18 protein-coding genes are annotated in these 26890 nt (G+C 72.3%); 12 read left to right on the forward strand and 6 right to left on the reverse strand.

Annotated features, from left to right (window positions below; translation table 11 throughout):
- Positions 1 to 19 precede the first annotated feature (19 nt).
- The 5 genes from OG580_RS31955 to OG580_RS31975 form a co-directional block, all read right to left on the reverse strand.
- On the reverse strand, positions 20 to 1711 hold the full coding sequence (locus OG580_RS31955; RefSeq protein ID WP_267047119.1) for a class I adenylate-forming enzyme family protein: 1692 nt from the start codon (positions 1709 to 1711) through the stop codon (positions 20 to 22).
- Positions 1712 to 1833: 122 nt separating this feature from the next.
- On the reverse strand, positions 1834 to 2598 hold the full coding sequence (locus OG580_RS31960) for a crotonase/enoyl-CoA hydratase family protein (protein ID WP_267047120.1): 765 nt from the start codon (positions 2596 to 2598) through the stop codon (positions 1834 to 1836).
- A 43-nt stretch (positions 2599 to 2641) separates the two neighbouring features.
- A complete protein-coding gene (locus OG580_RS31965; RefSeq protein WP_267047121.1) occupies positions 2642 to 3574 on the reverse strand; it encodes an acyl-CoA thioesterase II in 933 nt (310 codons plus the stop codon).
- Between the two features lie 12 nt (positions 3575 to 3586).
- Complete coding sequence (locus OG580_RS31970) at positions 3587 to 4753, reverse strand: thiolase family protein (RefSeq protein WP_267047122.1); 1167 nt, start codon at positions 4751 to 4753, stop codon at positions 3587 to 3589.
- Between the two features lie 77 nt (positions 4754 to 4830).
- Complete coding sequence (locus OG580_RS31975; protein WP_267047123.1) at positions 4831 to 5988, reverse strand: acyl-CoA dehydrogenase family protein; 1158 nt, start codon at positions 5986 to 5988, stop codon at positions 4831 to 4833.
- A 226-nt stretch (positions 5989 to 6214) separates the two neighbouring features.
- Between OG580_RS31975 and OG580_RS31980 the strand changes: the two genes are divergently transcribed.
- From OG580_RS31980 to OG580_RS32015, 8 genes are all read left to right on the forward strand, one after another.
- Entirely contained in the window at positions 6215 to 6589 is a 375-nt protein-coding gene (locus OG580_RS31980) for a Zn-ribbon domain-containing OB-fold protein (protein ID WP_267047124.1), read from the forward strand.
- Positions 6590 to 6609: 20 nt separating this feature from the next.
- Positions 6610 to 7473 carry a 3-hydroxybutyryl-CoA dehydrogenase gene (locus tag OG580_RS31985; RefSeq protein ID WP_267047125.1) on the forward strand — a complete coding sequence of 288 codons (864 nt, stop codon included), beginning with the start codon at positions 6610 to 6612 and terminating at the stop codon, positions 7471 to 7473.
- Positions 7474 to 7677: 204 nt separating this feature from the next.
- The gene (locus OG580_RS31990; protein ID WP_267047126.1) at positions 7678 to 9135 is read left to right on the forward strand and encodes an aldehyde dehydrogenase; all 1458 of its coding nucleotides are present in this window, start codon (positions 7678 to 7680) and stop codon (positions 9133 to 9135) included.
- A gap of 29 nt (positions 9136 to 9164) precedes the next feature.
- Positions 9165 to 10241: a zinc-binding dehydrogenase gene (locus OG580_RS31995; RefSeq protein WP_267047127.1), complete on the forward strand. Its 1077-nt coding sequence runs from the start codon at positions 9165 to 9167 to the stop codon at positions 10239 to 10241.
- Between the two features lie 111 nt (positions 10242 to 10352).
- Positions 10353 to 13625: an AAA family ATPase gene (locus tag OG580_RS32000; RefSeq protein ID WP_267047128.1), complete on the forward strand. Its 3273-nt coding sequence runs from the start codon at positions 10353 to 10355 to the stop codon at positions 13623 to 13625.
- Between the two features lie 95 nt (positions 13626 to 13720).
- Positions 13721 to 14065 (forward strand): hypothetical protein, encoded by a 345-nt coding sequence (locus OG580_RS32005; RefSeq protein ID WP_267047129.1) that lies wholly within the window; start codon positions 13721 to 13723, stop codon positions 14063 to 14065.
- Complete coding sequence (locus OG580_RS32010) at positions 14062 to 17391, forward strand: S8 family serine peptidase (RefSeq protein ID WP_267047130.1); 3330 nt, start codon at positions 14062 to 14064, stop codon at positions 17389 to 17391. Before OG580_RS32005 ends, OG580_RS32010 begins: the two co-directional genes overlap by 4 nt.
- 238 nt (positions 17392 to 17629) lie before the next feature.
- The gene (locus OG580_RS32015; RefSeq protein WP_267047131.1) at positions 17630 to 19189 is read left to right on the forward strand and encodes an amino acid permease; all 1560 of its coding nucleotides are present in this window, start codon (positions 17630 to 17632) and stop codon (positions 19187 to 19189) included.
- A gap of 47 nt (positions 19190 to 19236) precedes the next feature.
- On the opposite strand, the gene OG580_RS32020 is transcribed toward OG580_RS32015, so the two are convergent.
- Positions 19237 to 19923: a TetR/AcrR family transcriptional regulator gene (locus tag OG580_RS32020; RefSeq protein ID WP_267047132.1), complete on the reverse strand. Its 687-nt coding sequence runs from the start codon at positions 19921 to 19923 to the stop codon at positions 19237 to 19239.
- A gap of 156 nt (positions 19924 to 20079) precedes the next feature.
- Between OG580_RS32020 and OG580_RS32025 the strand changes: the two genes are divergently transcribed.
- Genes OG580_RS32025 through atzF form a run of 4 tightly spaced genes read left to right on the forward strand, consistent with a single transcriptional unit; the run spans position 20080 to position 26865 of the window.
- Positions 20080 to 20922: an urea amidolyase associated protein UAAP1 gene (locus OG580_RS32025; protein ID WP_267047133.1), complete on the forward strand. Its 843-nt coding sequence runs from the start codon at positions 20080 to 20082 to the stop codon at positions 20920 to 20922.
- Positions 20919 to 21581, forward strand: a complete 663-nt coding sequence (locus tag OG580_RS32030; RefSeq protein ID WP_267047134.1) for an urea amidolyase associated protein UAAP2 — start codon at positions 20919 to 20921, stop codon at positions 21579 to 21581. The genes OG580_RS32025 and OG580_RS32030 overlap by 4 nt, the downstream gene beginning before the upstream one ends.
- A 5-nt stretch (positions 21582 to 21586) precedes the next feature.
- Positions 21587 to 25174 carry an urea carboxylase gene (uca, locus tag OG580_RS32035; RefSeq protein WP_267047135.1) on the forward strand — a complete coding sequence of 1196 codons (3588 nt, stop codon included), beginning with the start codon at positions 21587 to 21589 and terminating at the stop codon, positions 25172 to 25174.
- Positions 25171 to 26865, forward strand: coding sequence for an allophanate hydrolase (atzF, locus tag OG580_RS32040; protein ID WP_267047136.1), 1695 nt, complete (start codon positions 25171 to 25173; stop codon positions 26863 to 26865). The genes uca and atzF overlap by 4 nt, the downstream gene beginning before the upstream one ends.
- Positions 26866 to 26890: the final 25 nt, after the last annotated feature.

A 26890-nucleotide genomic window follows, 5' to 3' on the forward strand; every position in this document is an offset into this window, starting at 1 on the left:
CGACGGCCGTGCCCCTGCCTCAGGAGTCGGCCACCCGCCTGCGCAGCTCCGTCTTGAGGATCTTCCCGGTCGCCGAGAGCGGCAGTTCGTCCACGATCACCACGTCCCGGATCCGCTGGTACGGGGCGACGCGCTCGGCGACGTACGCGATCAGCTCCTCGGCTGTGGCCGACGCGCCCGCCTCGGCCTTCAGCGAGACGAAGGCCACCGGGATCTCCCCGTGCTCCGCGTGCGGCCGGCCCACGACCGACGCCTGGGCGACCGCCGGGTGCTCCCGCAGGAGGTTCTCCAACGGGCCCGGGTACACGTTGTACCCCTTGTAGATGAGCATGTCCTTCGCCCGGCCCACGAGCGACAGCCAGCCGTCCGGGTCGAGGGTGCCGAGGTCGCCGGTGCGCAGCCAGCCGTCCACGTACTGCTCGGCAGTGAGTTCGGGGTGGCCGAGGTAGCCGTCGGTGACCTGCGGGCCGCTGACCCAGACCTCGCCCCGCCCGCCAGGAGGCACGGACGTGACCCCGTCCGGCTCCCGGATCTCGACCTCGGTGTCGAAGAGCACCAGGCCCGTGCTGCCCTCCGGGCGCGGCATCGTGCGGTCCAGCGGGCTGATCGCGACGCCCATCGTCGCCTCCGTCAGTCCGTAGCCGTCGCTCACCACGGCGTTCGGGAAGATCTCGGCGAGCTCGGCGGTCGCGGCCGGGTTGATGGGTGCGGAGCCGCTGCTCACCAGCCGTACGCAGGACAGGTCGCGCTCGCGCACGTCGGGTACGGCGAGGATCGCGTGGCACAGCGCGGGGGAGCCGGTGATGGCGTGCACGCCCAGTCGTTCGATGGTGTCCAGGTAGCGGACCGCTTCGAAGCGGCCGAACACGACGACGGTGAGTCCGGCGACGACGAAGATGCTCTGGCTGACCATGCCCATGCCGTGGAAGAGCGGGGCGATGGAGATACCGGTCGCGCTGCCGATCGGGATGTGGTGCGCGGTCCGGGCCTCGGCCACATGGCGCAGGGTGATGCGGCCCTGCTCATCCGTGTGCGGGAGGGCGGCGCTGCGCCAGCACGCCACCTGGAGAACGTTCTTGAAGAGGTTGTGGTGCAGGACCCGCACGGCCTTGGGCACGCCCGTCGTGCCACCGGTGAAGGCGAGGTGCGCGACCGAGTCCCCGTCCACCACCGTCGCCGGCGCCGCGTCCGCCTTCATGAGGTCGTCGAACGCGACGGTCGCGACGGGGAACGCGACCGGTGCCCGGTCACCGGCCGGGGCCGCCGCCGTGGCCGGTGCGAGACAGACGCGGCGGACGGTCTCGGAGCCCTCCAGGGCCTGGGACATCTGCGCCGCGACGGAGGGGTGGGTGAAGGCCGCGACCGCGCCCGAGTCGTCGAGCTGGCGGCGCAGGGCGAGGGGCGGCTGCGTCGGGTTGACCGGCACCACGGCGGCGCCCGCGAGCAGGATGCCGTAGTACGCGACCGTGAACCAGATCGAGTTGGGCATGTGCAGGGCGACGGCCTCGCTCGGGGCGATGCCCTGCTCGCGCAGCCCCTGGGCCACGCGCAGGGCCCGCTCGTGCAGTTCGGCGAACGTGAGCCGCTCGTCGCCGTCGACCAGCGCCGCACGGTCGGGATAGGTATGGGCGGACCCGGCGAGCAGATCGGCGATCGTGCCGTCGGGGTAGTCGAGGGTGCGGGGCAGCCCCTGCGGCCAGAGGGTGGTCATGGCGGAACTCCTTTGTCCGGTCATGCCCGAGCGTTGCCTCGGGATGGTAGCTGTGGTTCACCTCGGTGCCGTGGGCGCTCGACGACGCGGCGCACCGTGGCGGGGGAACGGCGGCGAAGCCGTCAGCGGCTGCCCCAGACGGGGGCGCGCTTCTCGGTGAACGCCCGCGCGCCCTCCTTGGCGTCGCCCGACGCGAACACCGGGTCACAGGCGGCCCGGTTGCGGTCCCAGACCTCGTCGGCCGGCCAGTCGGCCGAGTCCACGACGATCCCCTTGCTGGCACGCACGGCCAGCGGGCCGTTGGCGGCGATCGCCCTCGCGAGCGCCAGGGCGCCCGTCAGCGCCTCGCCCTGCGCGGTCAGCTCGTTGACCAGGCCGAGCTCGTAGCCCCGCTCCGCACCGAGGAAGTCGCCCGTCAGCGCGTACTGCAGGGCGACGTTGTACGGGATCTTCCGAGGCAGGCGCACCAGACCGCCCCCCGCCGCGATGAGACCTCGCTTGGTCTCCGGGAGGCCGAACTTCGCGGTCCTGGCGGCGACGACCATGTCGCAGGCGAGAGCGAGCTCGGTGCCGCCACCGAGCGCGTACCCCTCGACCGCGGCGATCAGCGGCTTGGCGGGCGGCGTCTCGGTGATCCCGCAGAAGCCCCGGCCGGGGATGCCGGAGCGCTCGCCGGCGGCCAGGGCCTTCAGGTCCGCACCGGCACAGAAGGTGCCGCCGGCACCGGTGATGACACCGACGACGAGGTCGTCGCGGGCGTCGAGCTCGTCGATGGCCTCGGCGACGGCGTCCGCCACCGCCCGATTGACCGCGTTGCGGGCCTCGGGGCGGTTGATCGTCACGACGGCGACGCCGTCCTCGAACGAGGTGAGGACCAGGTCGGACATGGGGTTCCTCCGATGGAACGTGAGAGAAGAGAAGGGAGGGGGATCAGCGGCGGCGCACCCGCGACGGGCGCACCACGGTCTCCTGCACCACATGGGCGATCAGGCTGCCGTCGATGCTCCAGACGTCCGCGAAGGCGAGGCCGCGGCCGTCCACCGAGGTCGGGCTGCGCTGGGAGAACAGCATCCATTCGTCGGCCCGGAAGGGCCGGTGGTACCAGACGGAGTGATCGAGCGAGGTGAGGAAGACCGACGACGGCTCGTCGCGCAGCATCCGGGGGAGTTGGTGGGACAGCGCCGCGGCCGGAGCGAGGAAGAGATCGGAGGCGTACGCCAGGGCACAGGCGTGCAGTCCCGGGTCGTCGGGCAGCCGCTCGCTCGCGCGTATCCAGAGCTTCTGCTCCGTCAGCCCGGGCGTGGTCGGCTCGGGAGGCCCGGGGACGTACCGCATGTCGAGGACACGGCAGAACTCCGCCCGCGCGAAGTCCGCCGGGTTGTTCCTCGCCCACGTCTCGTACATGTCGGGCAGGGAGGGGGGTCCGGGGGTCCGGGGCATCGCGGGCTGGCGGTCGTCGGCCGTCTCCGGCCGCTTGAACGACGCGGTGAGGGTGAAGACGAGCTCACCGCCCTGGACGGCGGTGACGCGGCGGGACAGGTAGGAGGAGCCGTCCCGGACCCGCTCCACGGTGTAGACGAGCGGGCGTGCCGTGTCGCCCGGGCGCAGGAAGTGGCCGTGCAGCGAATGCGCGGTGCGGCCCTCGGGCACGGTCAGTGCGGCGGCCGCGAGCGCCTGGGCCGCCACCTGGCCGCCGAAGGCGCGCGAGGGCATGCCGTCGTGGCACCAGCCGCGGAACAGGTCGCGCTCCAGCTGCTCCACGCCCAGGAGCGCGACGAAGTCCTTGCCGTGGGCCGTGCCCAGGGACTCGCCCGGGCCCGTGCCCAGGCGCGGTGCCGTCTCGGTCTTGGGCGGTACGGGCATCGGGGTTCGTCCTCACAGGAGTTCGAGGATGGTGGCGTTGGCCATGCCGCCGCCCTCGCACATGGACTGCAGGCCGTAGCGGATGCCGTTGTCGCGCATGTGGTGGACGAGGGTGGTCATGAGGCGTGCGCCGGAGCCGCCGATGGGGTGGCCGAGGGCCATCGCACCACCGAGCGGGTTCATCCGCGCGTAGTCCGCGCCGGTCTCACGGAGCCAGGCGAGGGTGACGGAGGCGAACGCCTCGTTGATCTCGAAGGCGCCGATGTCGCCGATCGAGAGACCGGCTTTCCTGAGCGCCTTGGCGGTGGCCGGGATGGGGCCCTTGAGCATGGTGACCGGGTCCGTACCGGTGACGACCGCGGTGTGGATGCGGGCCATCGGCGTCCACCCCTGGGACGCGGCGAACTCGCTGGTGGTGACCAGCAGCGCGGCGGTGCCGTCGGAGACCTGCGAGGCGTTGCCCGCGGTGATCGTCCCGTCCTCCGCGAAGGCGGGCTTGAGGCCGGCCAGCTTCTCGAGGGTGGAGCCGCGGCGTACGCCCTCGTCGGTGTCGAAGACCCGGGTGGTGCCGTCCTCGTCGGTGACGGTGATCGGGGCGATCTGGTCCTTGAACAGGCCCTCGTCGATGGCCTGCGCGGCCCGCGCGTGGGAGTCCAGGCCGTGCTGGTCCATCTCGGTCCGCGTGATGCCGTACTCGTCGGCGATCAGCTGGGCGCCCGTGCCCTGGTTGAAGCGGATGCCGTCGTAGCGGGCGAAGACGTCCGGGCCGAAGGGCTCGCCGAAGGTGCCGTCGCCCCGGGTGGTGCCCAGCGGCAACCGGCTCATGATCTCCACGCCGCCGGCTACGGCGACGTCGTACTGACCGGAGATCACCCCGGCCGCGGCCTGGTGCACGGCCTGCTGCGACGAGCCGCACTGCCGGTCGACGGTGACGCCGGGCACGGTCTCCGGCCAGCCGGCCGCCAGCACGGCGGCGCGGCCGATACAGCCGGCCTGCATGCCGACCGCGGAGGCGCAGCCCCAGATCACGTCGTCGACGAGGGCCGGGTCGAGGTTGTTGCGCGCGGCCAGCGCCTTGAGCACATGTGCGGAGAGCGAGGCGGAATGCAGCTGTGAGAGCGAGCCGCCGCGCTTGCCCACGGCGGTGCGGACGGCGTCGACGATCACTGCGTCACGCATGGGGTCCTCCTGGGGGAAGTGGGTTGAGGGGAAGGGCCGGGCCCGGGCCCGGGACGGGATCGGAGCCGGGGAAGGGCTCAGAGTCCGAGGTCCTTGGCGATGATCGTCTTCATGACCTCGCTGGTCCCGGCGTAGATCCGGTTCACCCGGGTGTCCGCGTAGAGGCGGGCGATGGGGTACTCCAGCATGTAGCCGTAACCGCCGTGCAGCTGGAGGCACTTGTCGATGACGCGGCCCGCGACCTCGGTACAGAAGAGCTTGGCCCTGGCGGCGTCGGCGGCCGTCAGTTCGCCTGCGGCGTGTTCCGTGAGGGCGCGGTCGACGAGTGCCTGCGCGGCGGCGACCTCTGTGGCGCACTCGGCGAGGACGAACTTGGTGTTCTGGAACGCGGCGACGGGCCTGCCGAAGACCTCACGCTCGCGTACGTACGCGGTCGCGAAGCCGATCGCGCCTGCCGCGTTGGCGTAGGCGTTGATCGCCGCGCCGAGGCGCTCCACCGCGAGGTTGTGGGTGAGGTAGTTGAAGGCCGCGCCCTCCTCGCCGAGCAGGTTCTCGACAGGGACCCGGACGTCGGTGAAGGAGAGCTCGGCGGTGTCCTGCGCGCGCAGGCCGATCTTGTCGAGCTTGCGCCCCACGGTGAAACCCGCGGAGCTCGTGTCCACGCACAGGATCGAGAGCCCGCCCCGACGGTCGGCGGGGTCGTACGCGGCGGTCCGGCAGACGACCAGGACGAGATCCGCCTGGGCGCCGCCGGTGATGAAGGTCTTGGCGCCGTCGAGGACGTAGTGGGCGCCGTCCTCGGAGAGCCGGGCGCGGGTGGCGATGCCCGCGAGATCGGAGCCGGTGCCGGGCTCGGTCATGGCGATGGCGGTCATGATCTCGCCCGAGAGGAAGCCGGGAAGCCAGCGCCGCTTCTGCTCCTCGCTGCCGAACTCCAGCAGGTAGGGCAGGACGAGGCAGGTGTGCACCGATTCGGCGCCGAACCCGACGCCCGCGCGCCCGCACTCCTCCCGGAGCACGGCCTGGTAGGTGAAGTCGGTGACGCCCGCCCCGCCGTACTCCTCCGGCACGTTGATGCCCAGGACGCCCAGGGCGCCGAGCTTGCGGTAGAGCGCGCGGGGTACGTGGCCCTGCCGCTCCCAGTCCGCGTAGTGGGGGACGACCTCCTCGGCGATGAACGCCCGGACGGTCGCCCGGAAAGCCTCGTGGTCCTCGGTGAACACGCTTCGGCGCACGGTCAGCCAATCCTTCCTGGCACGTCCGGCACACTCGCCGGACGTGCCATAAGTTAATCTGCAATAACCTGAGAGTCTAGGTCTGAGCGTGCTTGCTTCCCAAGAAACACGGGGTATGTTGGCGCTCGTGGTGATGCAACGCTCGCCTCGTACTCGATCCCTTCACGTCAGGGAACCAGGTTCCCCAGGGTGCGATGGCGACAGCGGCGGAGAGCAAGGGGCGGACGTGGACCTCAAGGCGGCGGAACTCGTCTATCAGCGCTGCCGGTGGTGCGGCACGACCTCCTTCCGGAGGCTGCTGTGCCCGGCGTGCGCGTCGAGCGACCTCGACTCCCACCGGAGTGACGGCCAGGGCGTCGTGGTCCGGTCGAGCGTGGTGAGTCGCTACCGAAGGGCGATGCGCAGCGAGTCGGTCGTCCGGTTCCCGGAGGGCTTCACGCTCCGCTGCCGGGTCGTCGGCGCCCCACCGCACCTCGTGCGCGAGGGCACCCGCGTGCGCCCGGCGGCCGGGATCGCCCCGAACGCCGCCGGCGAGCTCGTCTTCGAGGTGTTCGGAGTGTGTGACACCGACGAGCGTGAACGGTGGCACCGGCAGTGGTGAGAGAAGAGGACAACCGACGGATGCGTGAATTCAGTCGAGTCGGGGTCGTGGGCTGCGGCCTCATGGGCTCCGGGATAGCCGAGGTCTGCGCGCGCGCCGGCCTCGACGTGCTGGTCGCCGAGCGCGACGCGGAGGCTCTGGCCGCCGGTCGGTCCCGGCTGATCGGCTCGGTCGACCGCGGGCTGCGCGGCGGCAAGCTCACCGAGGAGGAGCGTGACGCGACGCTCCGAAGGCTCACCTTCACCTCCGACCTCGACGCCTTCGCCGACCGCGATCTGGTGGTCGAGGCCGTCGCCGAACGGCGGGACGCCAAGACGCTCGTGTTCGAGCGGCTCGACCGAGTCCTCGCCGACGGCGGGGCGGTCATCGCCTCCAACACCTCGTCGATCCCGATCATCGACCTGGCCGCCGTCACCACGCGGCCGCAGAACGTCGTCGGTGTCCACTTCTTCAACCCGGTGCCGGTGCAGCGGCTGGTCGAGGTCATCCCCACCCAGCTCACCGCGCCCGAGGTCGCGGAAGAGGTGACGGCCTTCGCCGAGCGGAGGCTCGGCAAGACGGTCGTCCGCGCCAAGGACCGCGCGGGCTTCGTGGTCAACGCGTTGCTCGTTCCCTATCTCGTCTCCGCCGTGCGGATGCTCGAGTCCGGGGTGGCCTCGGCCGAGGACATCGACGCCGGCATGGTGCTCGGCTGCGCCCACCCGATGGGACCGCTCAGGCTGCTCGACCTCATCGGCCTCGATACGGCGCTGTCGATCGCCGAATCGATGTACGAGGAGTACAAGGAGCCGCTGTACGCCCCGCCGCCGCTGCTGCGGCGCATGGTGGCGGCCGGTGCCATGGGGCGGAAGGCGGGGCGCGGTTTCCATGACTACGCGAGCTGATGCCACTCTGGACACGTGCGTTAGCGTGAATTAACTTAACTGTCCATGGGGCCGGATTCCAGCGAGGTTATGCCTGCGCGTGGAGTAGTCGCAGTTCACTTAGGCGGATCGTCTCGATCGTCTCGATCGTGTGGTCGACCGTCGTCCGGTATCGCCCTGCCTGCGCAATGACGCAATGACGCAATGACAGCGAGGACCCCGCACATGACCGACATCCTGGAACACCGCACCCTCTTCATCGGCGGCCGGTGGGCCGAGCCCGCCGGCCGGGACACCATCGACGTGGTCTCGCCGGCGACAGAGCAGGTCATCGGCCGCGTGCCCCACGCGACCCCCGAGGACGTGGACCGCGCGGTCGCCGCGGCCCGTGAGGCGTTCGACCACGGCCCATGGCCCCGGATGACGCCCGCGGAGCGCATCGAGATCGTCACCCGGATCAAGGACGGTCTCCTCGCCCGCCACCAGGAGCTCGCCGAACTGATCACCCTGCAGAACGGCAGCCCCATCACCTTCTCCGTACGGGCCCAGGCGCTCAGCGCCGTCGCCACCTTCGGCGCGACCCTCGCCGTCGCCGCGGGCCTCGCGACGGAGGAGGAGCGGCCCGGCCTGACCGGACCCCTCCTGATCCGCCGGGAACCGGTCGGCGTGGTCGCCGCCGTCACCCCGTGGAACGTGCCGCAGCTGACCATCGCCGGCAAGCTCGCGCCCGCGCTGCTCGCCGGTTGCGCCGTCATCCTCAAGCCGTCTCCGGAGACGCCCCTGGACGCCTACCTCCTGGCCGAGGTGTGCGAGGCCGCCGGGCTGCCGGAAGGCGTGCTCAGCGTTCTGCCGGCCGACCGGGTGACCAGTGCCTATCTGGTAGCCCACCCGGACGTCGACAAGGTCGCCTTCACGGGCTCGGTCGGCGCGGGCAAGCAGATCATGGCCGCCGCCGCCCGGAACCTCACCCGCGTCACCCTGGAGCTCGGCGGCAAGTCCGCGGCGATCCTCCTGGAGGACGCGGACCTCGACGCCGCCCTGCCGAGCATCGTCATGGGCGCCTTCGCCAACAGTGGCCAGGCGTGCGTCGCCCTGACCCGCATCCTCGCCCCGGCGAGCCGCTACGACGAGATCGCCGCGAAGCTCACCGCGGCCGTCGCCTCGCTCAAGGTCGGCGACCCGTCCGACCCGGCCACGCTGATCGGCCCGATGGTCACCGAGCGACAGCGGCAGCGGAACCTCGACTACATCCGCATCGGCCAGGAGGAGGGCGCCAAGCTCCTCACCGGCGGCGGCATCCCCGAGGGCCTGAGCACTGGCTGGTACATCGAGCCCACCCTCTTCGGCGACGTCGACAACGGGATGCGGATCGCCCAGGAGGAGATCTTCGGCCCCGTCATCTGCCTCATCCGCTACGAGGACGAGGCTGACGCCGTTCGCATCGCCAACGACTCCGCGTACGGGCTCGCCGGCACCGTCTGGGCGGGAACGGACGAACACGGTACCGAGATCGCCCGGCGCATCCGTACCGGTACGTACTCCGTCAACTGCCAGCGCTTCGACGTCGTCGGCCCGTTCGGCGGCTACAAGGACTCCGGGATCGGCCGCGAGTTCGGCCCCGAGGGCTTCGCGGCGTACCAGGAGACGAAGACGATCCACCTGCCCGCCCCGGCCCGATCCTGACCCCCCACCACACCCACGAGGAGCACACGATGCACGCAGCAGTACTGCACAAGACCGGCGACGACACCCTGGACGTCGTCGACGTCGAGCCGGTGTCCTTCGGCCCCGGCCGGGTCCGGGTCAAGATGCACAAGGCCGGCCTGTGCCACTCCGACCTGTCGGCCATGAGTGGTGTGCTCGCGCATCCCGCCCCGTTCGTCCCCGGCCACGAGGGCGCCGGCGAGGTGATCGAGGTCGGCGAGGGCGTCACCCACGTCAAGCCCGGTGACCGCGTCATCGTCTGCTGGATGCCGCCGTGCGACGCCTGTCCCTCCTGCAAGGCGGGCGACGGACACCTCTGCCGCAGCGGTTACCGCAACCTCGCCCACCCCAACTTCCGCAGCGGGGAGACGATCGTCCCCGGCATGCTGGGCGCCGGCACGTTCGCCGAGGAGGCCGTGATCGCTGCCTACGCGGCGATCCCGATCCCCGACGACGTGCCGTACGACATCGCCGCCCTCATCGGCTGCGGTGTCACCACCGGAATCGGAGCGGCCCTCAACACCGCCCAGGTGAAGCCGGGTTCGTCGGTCGTCGTGATCGGCCTCGGCGGCGTCGGCATCAGCATCCTCCAGGGAGCCAAGGTCGCGGGCGCGGCGCGGATCATCGCGGTGGATCCGACACCCAACCGCCGCGAGTGGGCACTCCAGTTCGGCGCCACCGAGGCCATCGCCCCCGAGGAGCTGCCGGAGACCGTGAAGCGGCTCACCGGAGGCTTCGGCTTCGACTACGCCTTCGAGGCCGTCGGCAAGGCCGGCACACTGCGCGCCGCCTACGACGCCACCCGCCTCGGCGGCACGGTCTGCCTCGTCGGCGCCGGTTCGCGCACCGACATGACCGACATCAGCATGGCCGAACTGGTGCTCAACGAGAAGGCGATCCTGCCCTCCTTCTACGGCGGCGCCGACATCCGCCGCACCTACGCCACGATCATCGACCTGTGGCGCGCGGGCCGCATCGACCTGGAATCGATGATCACCCACCACGTACCGCTGACGGACATCAACGAGGCCATCCGCCAGATGCACACCGGCGAGGCACTGCGCACGATCATCGACATCGCCTGAGCCGCCCTCGCGGCGGTGGCGTGCCCGGGGGAACCCGCTGGAGGAGCGAAGGGGTCCCCGGGACGTACACCACCGTCGTCAAGGTGGATGATCATCGCTAAGGTGTGCGCCATGCCAGGACCGGCCGAGTCACCGCTCGCTCCACGGCTGACCCTGCACCTTCTCGGGGGGTTCGGGGCGGTCCGTGACGACGGCGTGGAGATCCCGAGGCGGTGGCGGCGCAGCACCGCGCAGACGCTGGTGAAGCTGCTCGCCGTGACCCCGGGGCAGCGGCGCCATCGCGAGCAGGTGATGGAGCAGCTGTGGCCGGACATCCCGATGGAATCGGCGCTACGGAATCTGCGGGTCACGCTCCATGCTGCGCGCCACGCCCTGGAGCCGGATCTCGCGCCCCGGGCTCCTTCTTCGTATCTCCTAGCGCACGGCGAGGTGCTCTTCCTTGCAGCGGACCGGGTACGGGTCGACGTCGACGAGGCGGAGGAGTCCGCCCGTGCCGCGCTGGCCTCGGGCGAGGCCGACGGGCTCGGCGCGGCGCTGGCCTCCTTGGGCCGGGAGCTCCTCCCCGAGGACCGGTACGCGGACTGGGCACGGGAACGCCGCCTCCGCATCGAGGTGCTGTGCGAACAGCTCGTACGGGCCCTGGCGGAAAGCCTGCTGGCCGACGGCCGCACCGACGACGCGGTCGGTGTGCTGCGCGAGGCGCTGGACCGGTTCCCCGCCGACGAGGGGCTGCACCTGCTGCTGGCGCGGACCTGGTGTGCCATGGGCCGGCCACGCCAGGCCATCCGGCAGTACCACGCCTGTCGTGAGGCGCTGTCCGAGGAACTGGGCCTGCGGCCGGGCGCCGAGCTGGAGGCGCTGCACCGGACCGCCCTGGCCGCGCTCGACGCGCGCGCTGTCGCGCCGCTCGCCACCACCGTGCCGGAACCCGCGCCGCTGCCGCCCGCGATCCGCCGCCCCGAACGCCTGCCGTTGTTCGGCCGGGAGCGCCCGCTGGAGCTCCTCGTCGAGCACGCGTGCGGGCCCGCGCCGGAACCCGGGGTGGTATCGGGGTCGTCATCGGGGTCGGCCTCCGCATGGGCCGGGGACGCCCCGCTCGTCGTGGTGCGCGGCGAGGCGGGCATCGGCAAGACCCGGCTGGTCGCGGAGGCGGCACGCCGTGCGGCGGCCGAGGGCGTCTGCGTGCTGTGGGGCACGAGTCACGAGGCCGAGGGGCAGACTCCGTACGGGGTCTTCGCCGACGCGCTCGACGGCCGCCTCGCCGGGTGCGGCGTCCAGGAGCGCTCCCGGGTGGGTGCCGAACACGCGGGGCTCGCCGCCCTGTTGCCTTCCCTGGGCGGGGGACCGGTCGTCGCCGCGAGCCCGGAGGAGGAGCGCGCCCGCCTGTTCCGGGCCGTCGCCGGATTCCTCACCGACCTCGCGGCGGCCCGGCCGGTCCTCATGGTGCTGGACGATGTCCACGCGGCCGACCCGGGCTCGTTGAGCCTGCTGCACTTCCTGGTCCGTACGACCCAGGACAGGCGCTGGCGGTTCATCGCCACCTGCCGTGACGACACGCTCGAACCGGACGACGTGCGGCGGCAGGTGCTCGACGGGATCCTGCGGCAACGGATGGCGGTGGAGGTCGATCTCCTGCGGCTGAGCCGCGCCGACTGCGCGGGGCTGGCCGCCGCAGCCGCGGGCCATGCCGTCGGCACGAACCCCGTCGGCCGCTCGGGCTCCGGATCCGTCTCCGTCTCCGGCTCCGTCTCCGTCTCCGGCTCCGTCGAGTTCGCGGAGAGACGTCGTACCGCCTCCCGTATCTTCCAGCTCTCGCTCGGAAACCCGCTGTTCGCCCTGGAACTGGCCAGTACCCCTGGGGCGGACCTGGAGCGCATGGAACCGCGGCACCGCACCACCGCCGAACCGCACACGGATGCCGTCCCCGACGGCATCCGCCGCCTCGTCGGCAGCAGGCTCACCCGACTGCCCCGGGACGCCCGCCGCACGCTGGCCGCCCTCGCGGTCGCCGGCGGCACCGCCGTGTCGCTCACCGAGCTGGAGGCCGTCACCTCCGCCGGACTGCATCCGCCGCTGGAGGGACCGGAGGTCACGTCTGCGCTCGACGCGGCCGCCGGTTCGGGGATCGTCGAGGAACGCGATGTCGTCCTCGGCGGCCGGGCTGTTCTCGGCTACTCCTTCCGGCACCCACTTGTACGGCTGGCCTGCGCGGAACAGCTGAGCAGAGCCGCGCGCAGGCGTCTCCACCATGCGTACGCGGACACGGTGCTGCGGCTGCGTCCCGACGCCCTCGACACTCTCGCGTTCCACATGACGGTGGCCGACGACGAGCGGGCACCGGTCTTCCTCCGGGCGGCCGCCGAGCGTGCGGCCTCGCTGTACGCCAACGACAGCGCCTGCGACTACTACCGGGAACTGGTCGCCCGGCTGGACGCCACGGACCGGTCGGCGGCGGGGGAGGCGCGGGTGGCCTGGGGGGAGGTCCTGCGCCGCGCCGCCCGCTATCCGGAGGCCGAGGACGTGCTGAGGCGGGCGCTGCGGGATCTGACGGCGGCCGAGAACTCCTCCGGTGCGCTGCGTGCCGCGGTATGCCTGGCCGAGGTCCTCGGCCGTGCCGGGCGCACGCTCGACGGTCTCGCGGTGCTCCGTGGGGCTCCGCGCGACCGGTCGACGGCCGGCGACAGAGCGCGGCTTCATCTCGCCGTCGGCGCCCTGGGCTTCCACGCCGGGCACTTCGAGGAGACGCTCACGGCTCTGCGCCGCGCGGAGCTGGAGACTGAACGGCTCCCCGCCGGAGAGCGGGACCCGCTGCTGTCCCGCACGTTCACGACGCGCGCCGCCGCGCTGCTCGTCGCCGGGCAGGTGCGGGAGAGCCGCGAGGCGGCCGAGGCGGCGCTGCGGACGGCCGAGCGGACCGGCGACGCGGCGCTGATCTCCAGCGCGCTCTCCGTCGTGGGCGAACTGGCCCGTGAGGAGGGCAGGCCGACGGCCGCACGGGACTTCGCGCGGCGTGCCGTGTCGGTCGCCCGGCGCACCGGCGACCCCACCGTGCTCGCCTTCGACCAGAGCAATCTGGCGGGCGCCGAGCTCCTGGTGGGCGACCACCGCCGGGCGACGGCTCTGGCCAACGCGGCGGTGCGACTGGCCCGTTCACTGGGTACCTCATGGGCGCTGCCGTACGCGCTGGTGGGACTCGCCGAGGTCGAACTGCGCTGCGGGCGTCTTACGCGGGCCGAGGAGGCGCTGAAGGCCTGCGCCGAAGCGATGCCGCCGGCCCGCGACCCGCAAGTACGGGAAGGGATGCGACGGCTGACGGAGGAGCTGGCCGCGACTCGGGCCGTCACCCGGAGCGCCGGTCCGCCCACCGGCCCGGAGCAGCGGTAATTCGCGGGTAACAGGGGTTGCCTACGGTCCTGGCTACCCCCGGAACCCCGGGGTGAGCGTGCCCGTACTCCCGCCCGCCCAGGAAGATCCCGCCCATGTCTGCTGCCTCGTCCCGAGCGTCGTCCGGCGCCCCGTACGCCGAGTCGCCCGACTCGGTCCGTGCCGTCGTCGACGCGGGAGGCGAGCCATGGGCGCGCATCCTCGGCCTGCTGGAGCGGCACCGGTACGAGCTGCCCGCGGGCAGCGTGCTGGAACTGCACAGCGCCAACCCCCAGGTCCGTCCCTCCCTCCGCGCGTGGTGCCGGCTCACCGGCACCACGCTGCTCCAGGAGGAGGAGGAGGAGACGGACGACCGGAGTGCGTACCGCATCAAGCTGCCGCAGCCTCCCGCGGCCGGCACGCCGACCCCGTCCCCCCTCCAGAAGCCGGAGATCCCATGAGACCCCTTGCCCGCGCCCGACTCGTGGCGGCGATCACCGTCGTCACCCTGTGCTCGCCCGCGGCCCTGCCGTCGGCGACCGCAGGGCCCGTACCGGACGCGGCCGTCACCCCGGCCGCCACGCCGTCCGGCGCCTCGGTGAGCCGTACGGTCACTCTCGTCACGGGTGACCGGGTCACGGTCACCACCACCGCGGACGGCAGGAAGGCGTACAGCGCGGAGCCCGCCGCCGGTTCGGCGCCGGGCACGATCCTCGCCCGTACGGACATCGACGGCGACGCGTATTTCTACCCGAGCGATGTCATCGGCAAGGTGGGCTCCCTCCTGGACCCGCAGCTGTTCAACGTCGACGGCCTGATCCGCGACGGGTACGACGACTCGCGCACCGACGCGCTGCCGCTGATCGTGCGCCGCACCGGCGCCGAGCGGCCGGAGACGCTGTCCGGCGACGGTCTGCTGCCCGCCAAGCGCGACTTCCGCTCGCTGAAGGCGAGCACGGCGGCCCTCGACAAGGACGACGCGGCCGAGCTCGGTGACGCCCTCGACACCAAGGGCGAGCTGAAGGGCGTCGAGAGCATCTGGCTGGACGGCAAGGTCCACGCCGACGCGCTGGACCGCAACCTCACCCAGATCGGCGCCGACACCGCCTGGCAGTCCGGCCGTACCGGCAAGGGCGTCAAGGTCGCCGTGCTCGACACCGGCGCCGACCGGACCCATCCCGACCTCGCGGGCCGGATCAGTGAGACCAAGGACTTCTCGGGCAGCGGCAGCACGCTCGACAAGCAGGGCCACGGCACCCATGTCGCGGCGACCGTGGCCGGCAGCGGCGCCGGTGCACCGGGCCTCCGTTCCGGCGTCGCACCGGAAGCCGACCTGATCATCGGCAAGGTCCTCGGCGACGACGGCTCCGGCTCGGACTCACAGGTCATCGCCGGCATGGAGTGGGCTGTCGCGCAGGGCGCCAAGGTCGTCAACATGTCGCTGGGCAGCGGCCCGACGAACGGCCAGGACCCGGTCACCCAGTCGCTCGAAGCGCTGGCCACCTCGTCCGGCACCCTCTTCGTGGTGTCGGCCGGCAACAACGGTCCGAACATCAGCACCGTCTCGGCCCCCTCGATCGCCCCGCACGCCCTGTCGGTCGCCGCGGTGGACTTCATCGGCGGCACCGCCTCGTTCTCCAGCCGCGGCCCGTCCTTCAACGGCACCGTCAAGCCGGAGATAGCCGCCCCCGGCGTCAACGTCGTCGCGGCCCGTGCCACCGGCACGAACATCGGCACCGTGCAGTCCGACCCGGCGTACACGGCACTGTCCGGTACGTCGATGGCCGCCCCGCACATCGCCGGAGCCGCGGCCGTCCTGGCCCAGGAACACCCCGACTGGACCCCGGACCAGCTCAAGCACACGCTGATGGGCACCACGACGGCTCCGCAGAACGGTCAGTCGCTGTACGACGTCGGCACCGGTGTGGTGAACCTCCCCGCCGCGCTGAAGCAGACCGTCGTGGCCGACGCGGGCGCCCTCGACTTCGGGCGCCTGGACGTGACCGACGGCACCGCCACCCGTACCGTGAAGCTCACCAACAAGGGCGACGCGACCGTCACCCTGGACCTCAAGGGCACCCTGGCCACGACCGGTTCGACCCCGCCGGCCGACATGCTGAAGCTCTCGACTTCCTTCGTGACGCTGGGCGCCGGTGAGTCCACCGACGTCACCCTCACCGTCGATGCCACGGGCACGCCGACCGGCACCTACACCGGCGCGCTGACGGCGCTCCCCGCCGGTGGCGGCCAGGGACTGCGTATCCCGCTGCTCCTGGACCGGGCACAGTCCGTCAAGGTCACCACGCTCGACCGCGCCGGCAAGCCCGCGCCCGCCCAGATCTCGCTGCTCAACGCCGACAGCGGTGCCTCGCTGAACGCGGAGATCCGCGCCGAGGGCACCCGCGACCTGCGGGTTCCCGAGGGCCGCTACATGGGCCTGGCGATGATCGGGATGACGATCGACGGACTCCGCCAGATCGCCATCGTCAGCGCCGACCTGAAGGCCGGCTCGAACGAGATCGTCTTCGACGCCCGCAAGGCCCGCCGCTGGACCGCGTCCATGGAGGGCAAGGACACCCGGCCGGAGTTCATGGCGGGCAACCTGACCCGTACGACCGACGACGGCAAGTACGGCATCCGGCACAGCATGCTGGCCGGCGGCGCCTACGGGGCCTTCCCGCGCGACGCGCTCTGGATCACGCCCACCACGGAAGCCCACCTCGGGAAGGTCGCCTTCAACGAGCGCTGGCGCCTCGCCGACGCGGACAGCGACACCACCGTGGGCGACACGTCCACCCTCTACGACGCGGCCTACGCCCGGACCGAGGTCGGCGACGACCCCGAGCGACGGCTGACCCGCGGTGAGGTCGAGACGTTCGCCAAGGTCCGTATGACGTACCGGGGCATGAACGAGAAGCTTCGCTACCAGGAGGGCAGCACGGTCTACGGGACCGGGCTGAACGGCCTCAACACGTCCTCGCCGTCCTACCTGACCGTCCCCCGGGAGCGCACGGAGTACATCCAGGCCGAGGACCGGATCTGGTTGCGGTTCACCTACCGCAACCAGGGTGGCGTGTCGATGAACTACGCACCGGCCCAGTTCACCTACCAGCCGGGCACCACCACGAAGGACACCTGGTTCACCGGCCCGTTCTCCGTGCTCGCCACCGGCCAGACCACCGGTGCGCGCCTCCAGTTGAAGATGGACGACAGCGTCAACCCGGAGGGGCGCGTCGGGCAGAACGGCGACTTCAACTTCCCCCAGCGCGTCCAGACCACGACACGGCTCTACCGCAACGGCACCCTGGCCGCCGACCGGGGCTCGCTGATCGACAAGACCTTCGCCGACGCCGACAAGGCCTCGTACGAGTTGAGCCGTACGTACACCTCCGCCGGCATCTTCCCGATGGGCGGCGAGGCGACCTCCAGGTGGACCTTCACCGCCGGCGGCACGGGTGACACGGCGACCCCGGTGAAGCTGCTCAACGTGGCGTTCGACGCGTCGCTGGACGAGCTGAACCGGGCGCGCGCCGGCCTCCCGCTGCTGGTGAAGGCCGATGTCACGGGCGCGGTCGACGGTCTGCGCCACGCTCGCGCCTGGGTCACCGCCGACAACGGCGTGACCTGGGAGCAGGTCCCTGTGCTGGGCCACGACGGCGAGTACCGGTTCCTCGCACCGCACACGGCGCTGAAGTCCGGCGGCTTCCTGGGCGTTCGCTTCACGGCCGAGGACCGAAGCGGCAGCACCGTGGACACGGCGCTCCCCAGGGCTATTCCGGTCGGGTGATCCCGCGCTGACGACACGACGGTGCCACCGCTCCTTCGGGGCGGTGGCACCGTCGCGTTCGCCCGGAGCCCTTCCACGTGTGTGCTCGTCGAAGCCTCTCCCGGTCCGGTCGGGGCGTCAGGAGAGGGGTCGCTAACGGCGGGGACACGGTCGCGACACGCGGCGGAAACCGGCCGTCCCTAATTTCTGTCACCCGACAGGTATTCGCAGGAACTCGCCTCCGCGACAGGGGACCGCCATGACCGTCACCACCGATCCCGCTCCGCCGGCACCTCCCTCGCCCGGCGCCGCGGGCGAGGGCTCGCTCGCCGCGTTCGGCTACCAGCAGGAATTGCGTCGCCGGATGGGGCGGTACGCGTCCTTCGCCGCCGGGTTCTCCTTCATCTCCGTACTGACCACGGTCTTCCAGTTCTTCTCCCTCGGCTACTCCTTCGGGGGCCCGGGCTTCTTCTGGACCTGGCCCGTCGTCCTCGTCGGCCAGCTCCTCGTCGCCGCCTGCTTCGCCGAACTCGCGGCCCGGATGCCCATCGCGGGGGCGATCTACCAGTGGGCGAGCCGGCTCGGCACCCCGGCCTTCGGCTGGTACGCGGGGTGGATCATGGTCATCGGGCGGATCGTCGTCGTGGCGGCCGCCGCCCTCGCGCTCCAGGTCGTACTCCCCGCGGTCTGGCCGGGCTTCCAGCTCGTCGGTGGGGACCCCTCACCCACGACGACGAGCGGAGCCGCCAACGCAGCCGTCCTCGGCCTCATCCTGCTGGCGCTCACCACGCTCCTCAACGTCCTGGACAACCGCGCGCTCTCGGCAGTCAACACGGTCGGTGTCACCGCCGAGATCGCCGGCGTCGCCCTGATCGTCACCCTCCTCGCCACCCACGCCGAGCGCGATCCCGGCATCACCCTGCACACCGGCGGCCAGGGCGGCCTGATCACGGCGCTCCTCGTGGGCTCGTTCACCGCCGCGTACGTCCTCATCGGCTTCGAGAGCGCGAGCGAGATGAGCGAGGAGACCGTCAACCCGCGGCGCACCGCTCCCCGTACGACGCTGAGCGCCCTCACCACGTCCGGCGTCTGCGGCGGCCTTCTGCTGCTCGGCGGCCTGCTCGCCGCGCCCAGCCTCACCGACGGCCGCCTCGCCACCGAGGGCCTGGGATACGTGCTCACCAGCACCCTCGGCGACGACCTCGGCAGGGTCCTGCTCGCCGACGTGGCCCTGGCCATCTGCGCGGCCACCCTCGCGATCCAGACCTCGGCGACCCGCATGCTCTACTCCATGGCCCGCGACGGCGTCCTCCCGCGCTCGGCGCGGCTGGCCCGGGTGCCGGCGCGGACCGGGATGCCCGGAACGGCCGCGGTGGTGGTCGGAGTCTGCGCGGGGCTGCTGCTCCTGCTCAACCTCGCCTCGCCGCAGGCCTTCCTCGCCATCGGCACCACGTGCATCGCGATGGTGTACCTGGCGTACGCGATGGTCACCGGGCCGATGCTGGTCCGGCGGCTGCGCGGAGAGTGGCCGCCGGCCGCCGCCGGCGACCGCGACGAACTCGGCAGGCCGCTGTTCTCCCTCGGCCGCTGGGGACTGCCCGTCAACGCCCTCGCGGTCGGCTACGGCCTCTTCATGACGGTCAACCTCGCCTGGCCGCGCGCCGAGGTGTACGACCCCGAGGGCGGCCACTGGTACTTCCAGTGGTTCACGGTCCTGTTCGTCGGCGCCACGGTCGCGACGGGGGCGGCGTACCGCTGGTACCGCCTCCGCAAGGAGGCCGGTCAAGCGTCGATGGGGGACGCACGCCTCCTGGCCTGACGCACCGCGTCACCCGCCCGCTGTGTGACGTGCCGCCCGATGCCGCGTCAGGCGTTCGCCGCGAGGAGCCGCTGCCCCTCGCGGCGCAGCCGTGACAGGGAGCGCTGCGGCACGCCCGCCACCCGAAGGGCCGCGTCGGCCGTCGCCTCCGCCAAGGCCCGCTCGTCGCGGTCCGGGTCGGCACGCCGGATGAGGATCACGCTCTCGGTGAGGCCGAAGAGCAGGTCCGTGCGGAGCGCCAGGTCCGCCGCGCCGAGGGCTGCTCCCGGCTCGGTGGCGGCCAGCAACTCCCCGTAACACCGCTTGAGTTCGGACCGCACCTCGTGGAAGTCGGTGAAGCGGTCCGTCTGCACCTCGGGCAGCAGGTAGAGCGCGCCCAGGTTGTACGGTCCGCCGCACAGCAGCGCCGCGTCGGAGTGGCACAAGGCCCACAGGCGCGCCTCCGGAGTCGCCTCCCCGCCGGACACCAGCCCGCGTGCCACCTCCAGCGAGGGCCGGACGGTCCCCTCCAGGAGCTCCGCGAGGATCGCCTCCTTGCCGTCGAAGTAGTGGTACAGGGACGCCTGCCGCAGTCCGGCGCGTTCGGCGATCGTGCGGGTGGAGGTCGCGGTGTAGCCACGGGTGGTGAACAGCTCGGCCGCCCCGGCCAGGACTTCGGCGCGGGGCTCCAAGCCGCTCGCGGGACGCTCCTGGACCCGCGGCCGGCCGACTTTTCTGCTGGTGGGCGTGGTCACTCCGTGATCCTCGCACAGGGCCGGAGCCTCCCTCCGGGCCGAGCCCGCGGGTGAGTTTCCGGTAACCGACGCGAAACGCACGGGCAATGGCCGCGAAGCGACCGCTCCCTAATTTCTGTCAAGCGACAGAAATGACTCCCGACCGGAGGTTGAGCGATGGCGACACCGTCAGCGACAGCGTCGACGCACGGCGCGCGCGACCATGCCCGCGCACAGGAGGGCACGCGGGTCGACGCCATGCCCGTACTGCCCGCGAGCGGGTGGCCCGCGCCGCCCGAGGGCGTGGCCGCCGGAGACGTCGTGTGGGCCGAGACCGTGGCGGGCGGCAACTACACCCACAAGGTCCTCGCACGGGGCACCGAGCTGCGGCTGACCGACCTCACCGGCGACGCCTGCGCTCACCTGCTGCTCCACAGTGCCGACCGCCCCTGGGAGCGGCTGAACGCGGCCGACACCGTCAAGGTGCTGTGGAACGCGTACCTCGGCGAGGGGCACCTGCTCCTGTCCGACCAGGGCCGGGTCCTCGCCTCTCTCACCCGGGACTCCTCCGGCCGGCACGACGCCCTCACCGGCACCTCCACCCTCGTGCGCAACACCGAGCGGTACGGGGACGGGACCCCGCAGTCCGCCTCGCCGGCGGGCCGCGAGCTGTTCAAGCTCGCCGCCCTCAAGAACGGCCTCACCCCGCGCGACCTCCCCCCGTCCGTCTCCTTCTTCCAGGGCGTACGGATCACCGAGGACGGCTCCACCGAGTTCACCGGCTCCGCCGGCCCCGGCGGGACCGTCACGCTCCGCGTCGAACAGGACGTGGTCGTCCTGATCGCCAACGTCCCGCACCCCCTGGACCCACGCCCCGAGTACCGCTGCGGGAACCTCGGCGTCCTCGCGTACCGGGCCTGCCCGACCGCCCCCGGCGACCCGCTGTGGGACGCCACGCCCGAAGGACGCCGCGCCTTCCTGAACACCGTCGACCACCTCACCGCCCGGGGGATCGCATGACCGCCACCAGCACGCGGGGCCGCGTCGTCTCCGACGACACCGTCCCCGCCCGCGCCGCCTGGTCCGCGGTCGTCCGCAAGGGCCAGTCGCTGACCGTCACCGACCTCCACGGCAACCAGGCCGCCGACTTCCTCCTCTACGACGCGCACGACACCTCCGTGCGCTACAGCGCCCCCGACACGATCCAGGCCCAGGGAAACCTCTTCCTGACCACCGGCTCGGTGCTGATGTCCAACGAGCACACCCCGCTGATGACCGTCGTCGAGGACACCTGCGGACGCCACGACACCATCGGCGGCGCCTGTTCCAAGGAGTCCAACACCCTCCGCTACGGCCACCACACCTGGTCGCAGCACGCCTGCGTGGAGAACTTCCTTGCCGAGGGAGCCCGGCACGGACTCGGCAAGCGCGATCTCGTCTCCAACATCAACTGGTTCATGAACGTGCCGGTCGAGCAGGACGGCACCCTCGGCATCGTCGACGGCCTTTCGGCCCCCGGGCTCCGCGCCGTGCTCCGCGCCGAGACCGACGTCCTGGTGCTCCTCTCCAACTGCCCGCAGATCAACAACCCCTGCAACGGATTCGACCCGACGGCCGTACGGATGACGATCACCGAGCCCGACGACTGCGACAAGCCCGACGACAGCGACGAGGTCTGACCACGATGACGTTCGACACCCTGCTGGTCGCCAACCGCGGCGAGATCGCGGCACGCGTCATCCGCACCGCCCGCCGGCTCGGCCTGCGCACCGTCGCGGTGTACTCCGACGCGGACCGCGGGTCCGAGCACGTACGGCTGGCCGACGAGGCCGTCCGGCTCGGTCCGGCGCCCGCCAAGGAGTCCTACCTCGACGCCGATCTGGTCCTCAAGGCCGCCAAGGACACCGGCGCGGGCGCGATCCATCCCGGCTACGGCTTCCTGTCCGAGGACGCCGACTTCGCGCGCCGCTGCGCCGATGCCGGCATCGTCTTCGTCGGCCCCACTCCGGAACAGCTGGAGCTCTTCGGGGCCAAGCACACCGCTCGCGCCGCCGCACAGGCGGCGGGCGTGCCCCTCGCCCCGGGGACCGGGCTCCTCCCCGACGTGGACGCCGCCCTCGCGGCGGCCGAGGAGACCGGCTACCCGGTGATGCTCAAGGCGACCGGCGGCGGAGGCGGCATCGGCATGCAGGCGTGTCACGGCGCGGCCGATCTCGCCGAAGCCTGGGAGAGGGTGCAGCGCGTGGCCGCGGCCTCCTTCTCCTCCGCCGGCGTCTTCCTGGAACGACTGGTGGAGCGAGCCCGGCACGTCGAGGTGCAGGTCTTCGGCGACGGACAGGGCAAGATCGTCACCTTCGGCGACCGCGACTGCTCTCTCCAGCGCCGTCACCAGAAGGTCCTGGAAGAGGCCCCGGCACCCGGCCTCCCGGACCACGTCCGGCACCGGCTCGCCGAGGCCGCCCGGGACCTGTGCGCGTCGGTGGACTACCGTTCCGCCGGCACGGTCGAGTTCGTGTACGACGCCGCCCGCGAGGAGGCCTACTTCCTGGAGGTCAACACCCGCCTCCAGGTCGAGCACCCGGTCACCGAGGAGATCTACGGCGTCGACCTCGTCGAGTGGATGCTCCGCCTCGCGCAGGGTGACACCGCGGTCGTCACCGAACCTCCCGCGCCCACCGGCCACGCCGTCGAGGCCCGGATCTACGCGGAGGACCCTTCACGCGACCACCGTCCCAGCGCCGGGCTGCTGACCCGCGTCGTCTTCCCCGCGGACATCCGCGTCGACGCCTGGGTCGAGACCGGCACGGAGGTCACCACCGCGTACGACCCGATGCTCGCCAAGGTCATCGCGCACGGAGCCGACCGAGCCCAGGCGCTCGACCGGCTGGACGCGGCGCTCGCCGCGACCCGCGTCGACGGCATCGAGACCAACCTCGGCCTGGTGCGGGCCGCGCTCCGCCACAGCGACGTACGCGCCGCCGGCCACTCGACCGCCTCGCTCGCGGCGATCGCCGACCCCACTCCGCGCATCGAGGTCGTCGCGGCGGGCACCCTGACCACCGTGCAGGACTGGCCCGGCCGCACCGGCTACTGGCAGGTCGGCGTCCCCCCGGGCGGCCCGATGGACGACCTCTCCTTCCGGCTCGGCAACACCGCACTCGGCAACGACGAGGGAGCACCCGGTCTGGAGTGCACCCTCCACGGCCCCTCCCTGCGCTTCACCCACCCGACGACGGTCTGCGTCACCGGAGCCCCGGCAGGAGTGACGATCGACGGCCTTCCCGTGCCGCAGTGGGAGCCGATCACCGTCGACGCCGGACAGACGCTCGCCGTCGGCGCCCCCGACGAACGGGGACTGCGCACCTACGTGCTGTTCGCGGACGGCCTGGACGTACCCGGGTTCCTGGGCAGCGCGGCCACCTTCACCCTCGGCCGGTTCGGCGGGCACGGTGGCCGCGCCCTGCGCGCGGGCGACGTACTGCACGGCGGCGAGGCGCGTACGGAGACCGCGGTCGTCCCCGTCGACGAGCGGCCATCCTTCGACACCGTGTGGCGGGTCGGTGCGGTCGAAGGCCCGCACGCCGCACCGGAGTTCTTCACCGAGGACGACATACGCGACTTCTACGCCGCGGACTGGAAGGTGCACTTCAACTCGGCGCGCACCGGTGTCCGTCTGGTCGGCCCCAAGCCGCGCTGGGCACGCCCGGACGGCGGCGAGGCGGGGCTGCACCCCTCCAACATCCACGACACGCCGTACTCCGTCGGCGCCGTCGACTACACCGGCGACATGCCCGTCCTCCTCGGCCCCGACGGGCCCTCTCTCGGAGGCTTCGTCTGTCCGGCGACGGTCGTCACCGGACAGCGCTGGAAGCTCGGCCAGCTCCGCCCCGGCGACACCGTCCGCTTCGTCCCGGTCACCACGGCGGCGGCGGGGGAGCTGCGGCGCAATCCTGCCTCCGAGCCGCGGGCCGACCGTGAGGCCATCGTCGACGGTGGCGTCCTCGCGCGCCTGGACGAGAGCGAAGGCCGCCCGGCGGTCACGTACCGGCGCAGCGGTGACGACAACCTCCTCATCGAGTACGGGCCCATGCAGCTCGACCTGGCGCTGCGCATGCGCGTCCACGCGCTCGCGGAGGCGCTGGCCGCGCGGGGCCTCCCCGGCGTCGTCGACCTGACCCCGGGCATCCGGTCGCTCCAGATCCAGACGAACCCCGACGTGCTGTCCCCGCAGGCGCTCCTCGACGCCGTGTTGCGCGTGGAGGAGGAACTCCCGGCCACCGACGAGCTGGTGGTGCCCAGCCGGACCGTGCACCTGCCGCTGTCCTGGGATGACCCGGCGACCCGCGAGGCCATCGCCCGCTACACGGCCGGCGTGCGCGACGACGCCCCGTGGTGCCCCTCGAACATCGAGTTCATCCGCCGCGTCAACGGCCTGGAAACGGTCGACGACGTGTACCGGACCGTCTTCGAGGCCGAGTACCTGGTGCTCGGCCTGGGCGACGTGTATCTCGGAGCACCCGTGGCCACTCCTCTCGATCCGCGGCACCGTCTGGTCACCACCAAGTACAACCCGGCCCGCACCTGGACCGCGGAGAACTCGGTCGGCATCGGCGGCGCGTACCTGTGCGTCTACGGCATGGAGGGCCCGGGCGGATACCAGTTCGTCGGCCGCACCACGCAGGTGTGGTCGGGCTGGCAGCAGCGCGGCGCCTTCGAATCCGGCAGGCCCTGGCTGATGCGCTTCTTCGACCGGATCAGGTGGTACCCGGTCGGCGCAGACGAACTCCTGGAGCTGCGCGCGGACATCATCTCCGGAAGGTTCGTGCCGAAGACGGAGGAAGGCACCTTCTCGCTCGCCGAGTACCGCGGGTTCCTCGACCGGAACGCCGCGCCGATCGCCGCGTTCCGAGCGCGGCAGAGCGGGGCGTTCGCCGCGGAACGCGACGCCTGGGAGGCCGCCGGCGAGTTCGCCCGCGCCGAGGCCGCGGGCGAGGCCGTGCCGCCGGCCGCCGACGTCACGGTGCCGGAGGGAGGCCGTCTCGTCGAGGCCGAGTTCACCGCCTGCGTCTGGCAGGTCGACGTCGAGGTCGGAGACAGGGTGTCGGCGGGTCAGCAGCTGGTGGCGCTGGAGGCGATGAAGATGGAGGCGCCGGTACCGGCACCCGCCGACGGCGTCGTCGCGGAGGTCCTGGTCACACCCGGCAGCCAGGTCGAGGCCGGCACCGCGCTCGTCGTCCTCGCTCCCGTCGAGACCGCGGAGGCAACAGCATGATCACCACAGTGGAGCGGGTACGGGCCGCGTACACCCGTGTCGCCCAGGTGGACCGGCCCGAGGTGTGGATCGATCTGCGCCCCCGGGAGGAAGCGGAGGCGGACGCCGCCGCGGTCGACGCGAGAGTCGCGGCCGGCGAGCGGCTGCCGCTCGCCGGCACGGTGTTCGCGGTCAAAGGCAACATCGACGTGGCCGGGCTCCCGACCACCGCCGGCTGCCCCCCGTACGCCTACTCGCCGAAGGCCGACGCCCCGGCGGTGGCGCGCCTGAAGGCGGCGGGCGCCGTGCTCCTCGGCACCACGAACCTCGACCAGTTCGCGACCGGCCTGGTCGGTACGCGCAGCCCGTACGGCGCCGTCCGGAACGCCGTCGACCCTGCGTACGTCTCCGGCGGCTCCTCGTCCGGCTCGGCGGTCGCCGTCGCGCTCGGCATCGCGGACTTCGCACTCGGCACCGACACCGCGGGCTCGGGCCGGGTCCCCGCCGCCTTCAACGGCGTCGTCGGTCTCAAACCGACCTTCGGCCTGGTCCCGACCGAGGGCGTCGTCCCGGCCTGCGCGTCGCTCGACTGCGTGACCGTCTTCGCCCGCACCCTCCCGGAGGCCGAGCGGGCGCTGTCCTTCATGGTGGCACCGACGGGTCGCGAGCTCCCGGTCGTGGAGCAGCGCCAAGCAGGACCCTGGCGGATCGCCGTGCCCGAGCCGGGGCACCTGGGCGAGCTGGACGAAGGCTGGGCCGAGGCATTCGAGGCGGCCGCGGCCCGGCTCGCCGAAGCGGGCACCGAACTCCGGCCCGTCGACCTCGCGCCGTTCACCGAGGCGGCCGCGATGCTGTACGAGGGCGCGTTCGTCGCCGAGCGCTACACCGCAGTCGGCACCTTCGTCGACGGACACGCGGGCGCGGCGGACCTCGACCCGACCGTGGCCGGGATCATCTCCGGGGCACGTGACGTCCCGGCCCACCGGCTCTACGCGGACCGCGCGAAGCTGTCCGCCCTCCGTGCCAGGGCCATGGCCGCACTGGGCGACGCGGACGCGCTCCTCCTCCCGACGACACCAGGGCACCCGACCCTCGCCGAGGTCGCCGCCGACCCCCTGGGCGCGAACGCCCGCCTCGGCCGGTTCACCAACTCGACGAACCTGTTCGACATGGCGGCGGTCGCCGTCCCCGCCGGCGAGGTGAAGGGGCGGCCGTTCGGCGTCATGCTGATCGGCCGGGCATTCACGGACGAGCGGCTCGCCCGCGTCGCCGGCCTGCTCACCGCCCCGCCGACGCGTCTCGCGGTGGTCGGCGCACATCTGTCCGGACAGCCATTGAACGGGCAACTGCTCGCCCTGGGCGGCCGCCTGGAACGCACGACCACCACCGCGCCCGCCTACCGGCTGTACGCACTGGACACGGTCCCGCTCAAGCCGGGACTTGTCCGGGTCCGTGAAGGCGGTGCCGCGATCGAGGCCGAGGTGTGGCAGCTCCCCGCCGAGGGGCTGGGCACACTCCTCTCGTCGCTGCCCCGCCCGATGGCGCTGGGCAGCGTGGAACTCGCGGACGGCAGCTTCGTGCCCGGCTTCCTCTGCGAGCCGGAGGCCATCGACGGCGCCCGCGAGATCACCACGTACGGCGGCTGGCTCGCCGCCCTCCGGTCCATCGAGGACGAGGACCGCGCCGACCGGGGTGCGGCGTCTGCCGGGTAGGAGTGCTCCCTCCGGGGGCCGCCCC

Origin of the sequence: Streptomyces sp. NBC_00094 (genome assembly GCF_026343125.1) — a bacterium.
Classification (GTDB): Bacteria; Actinomycetota; Actinomycetes; order Streptomycetales; family Streptomycetaceae; genus Streptomyces.

Coding starts and splice junctions, on each gene's coding strand:
- OG580_RS31955 (WP_267047119.1), bottom strand. CDS start 1,711: ATGACCACCCTCTGGCCGCAGGGGCTGCCCCGCACCCTCGACTACCCC.
- OG580_RS31960 (WP_267047120.1), bottom strand. CDS start 2,598: ATGTCCGACCTGGTCCTCACCTCGTTCGAGGACGGCGTCGCCGTCGTG.
- OG580_RS31965 (WP_267047121.1), bottom strand. CDS start 3,574: ATGCCCGTACCGCCCAAGACCGAGACGGCACCGCGCCTGGGCACGGGC.
- OG580_RS31970 (WP_267047122.1), bottom strand. CDS start 4,753: ATGCGTGACGCAGTGATCGTCGACGCCGTCCGCACCGCCGTGGGCAAG.
- OG580_RS31985 (WP_267047125.1), top strand. CDS start 6,610: ATGCGTGAATTCAGTCGAGTCGGGGTCGTGGGCTGCGGCCTCATGGGC.
- OG580_RS31990 (WP_267047126.1), top strand. CDS start 7,678: ATGACCGACATCCTGGAACACCGCACCCTCTTCATCGGCGGCCGGTGG.
- OG580_RS31995 (WP_267047127.1), top strand. CDS start 9,165: ATGCACGCAGCAGTACTGCACAAGACCGGCGACGACACCCTGGACGTC.
- OG580_RS32000 (WP_267047128.1), top strand. CDS start 10,353: ATGCCAGGACCGGCCGAGTCACCGCTCGCTCCACGGCTGACCCTGCAC.
- OG580_RS32005 (WP_267047129.1), top strand. CDS start 13,721: ATGTCTGCTGCCTCGTCCCGAGCGTCGTCCGGCGCCCCGTACGCCGAG.
- OG580_RS32010 (WP_267047130.1), top strand. CDS start 14,062: ATGAGACCCCTTGCCCGCGCCCGACTCGTGGCGGCGATCACCGTCGTC.
- OG580_RS32015 (WP_267047131.1), top strand. CDS start 17,630: ATGACCGTCACCACCGATCCCGCTCCGCCGGCACCTCCCTCGCCCGGC.
- OG580_RS32025 (WP_267047133.1), top strand. CDS start 20,080: ATGGCGACACCGTCAGCGACAGCGTCGACGCACGGCGCGCGCGACCAT.
- OG580_RS32030 (WP_267047134.1), top strand. CDS start 20,919: ATGACCGCCACCAGCACGCGGGGCCGCGTCGTCTCCGACGACACCGTC.
- uca (WP_267047135.1), top strand. CDS start 21,587: ATGACGTTCGACACCCTGCTGGTCGCCAACCGCGGCGAGATCGCGGCA.
- atzF (WP_267047136.1), top strand. CDS start 25,171: ATGATCACCACAGTGGAGCGGGTACGGGCCGCGTACACCCGTGTCGCC.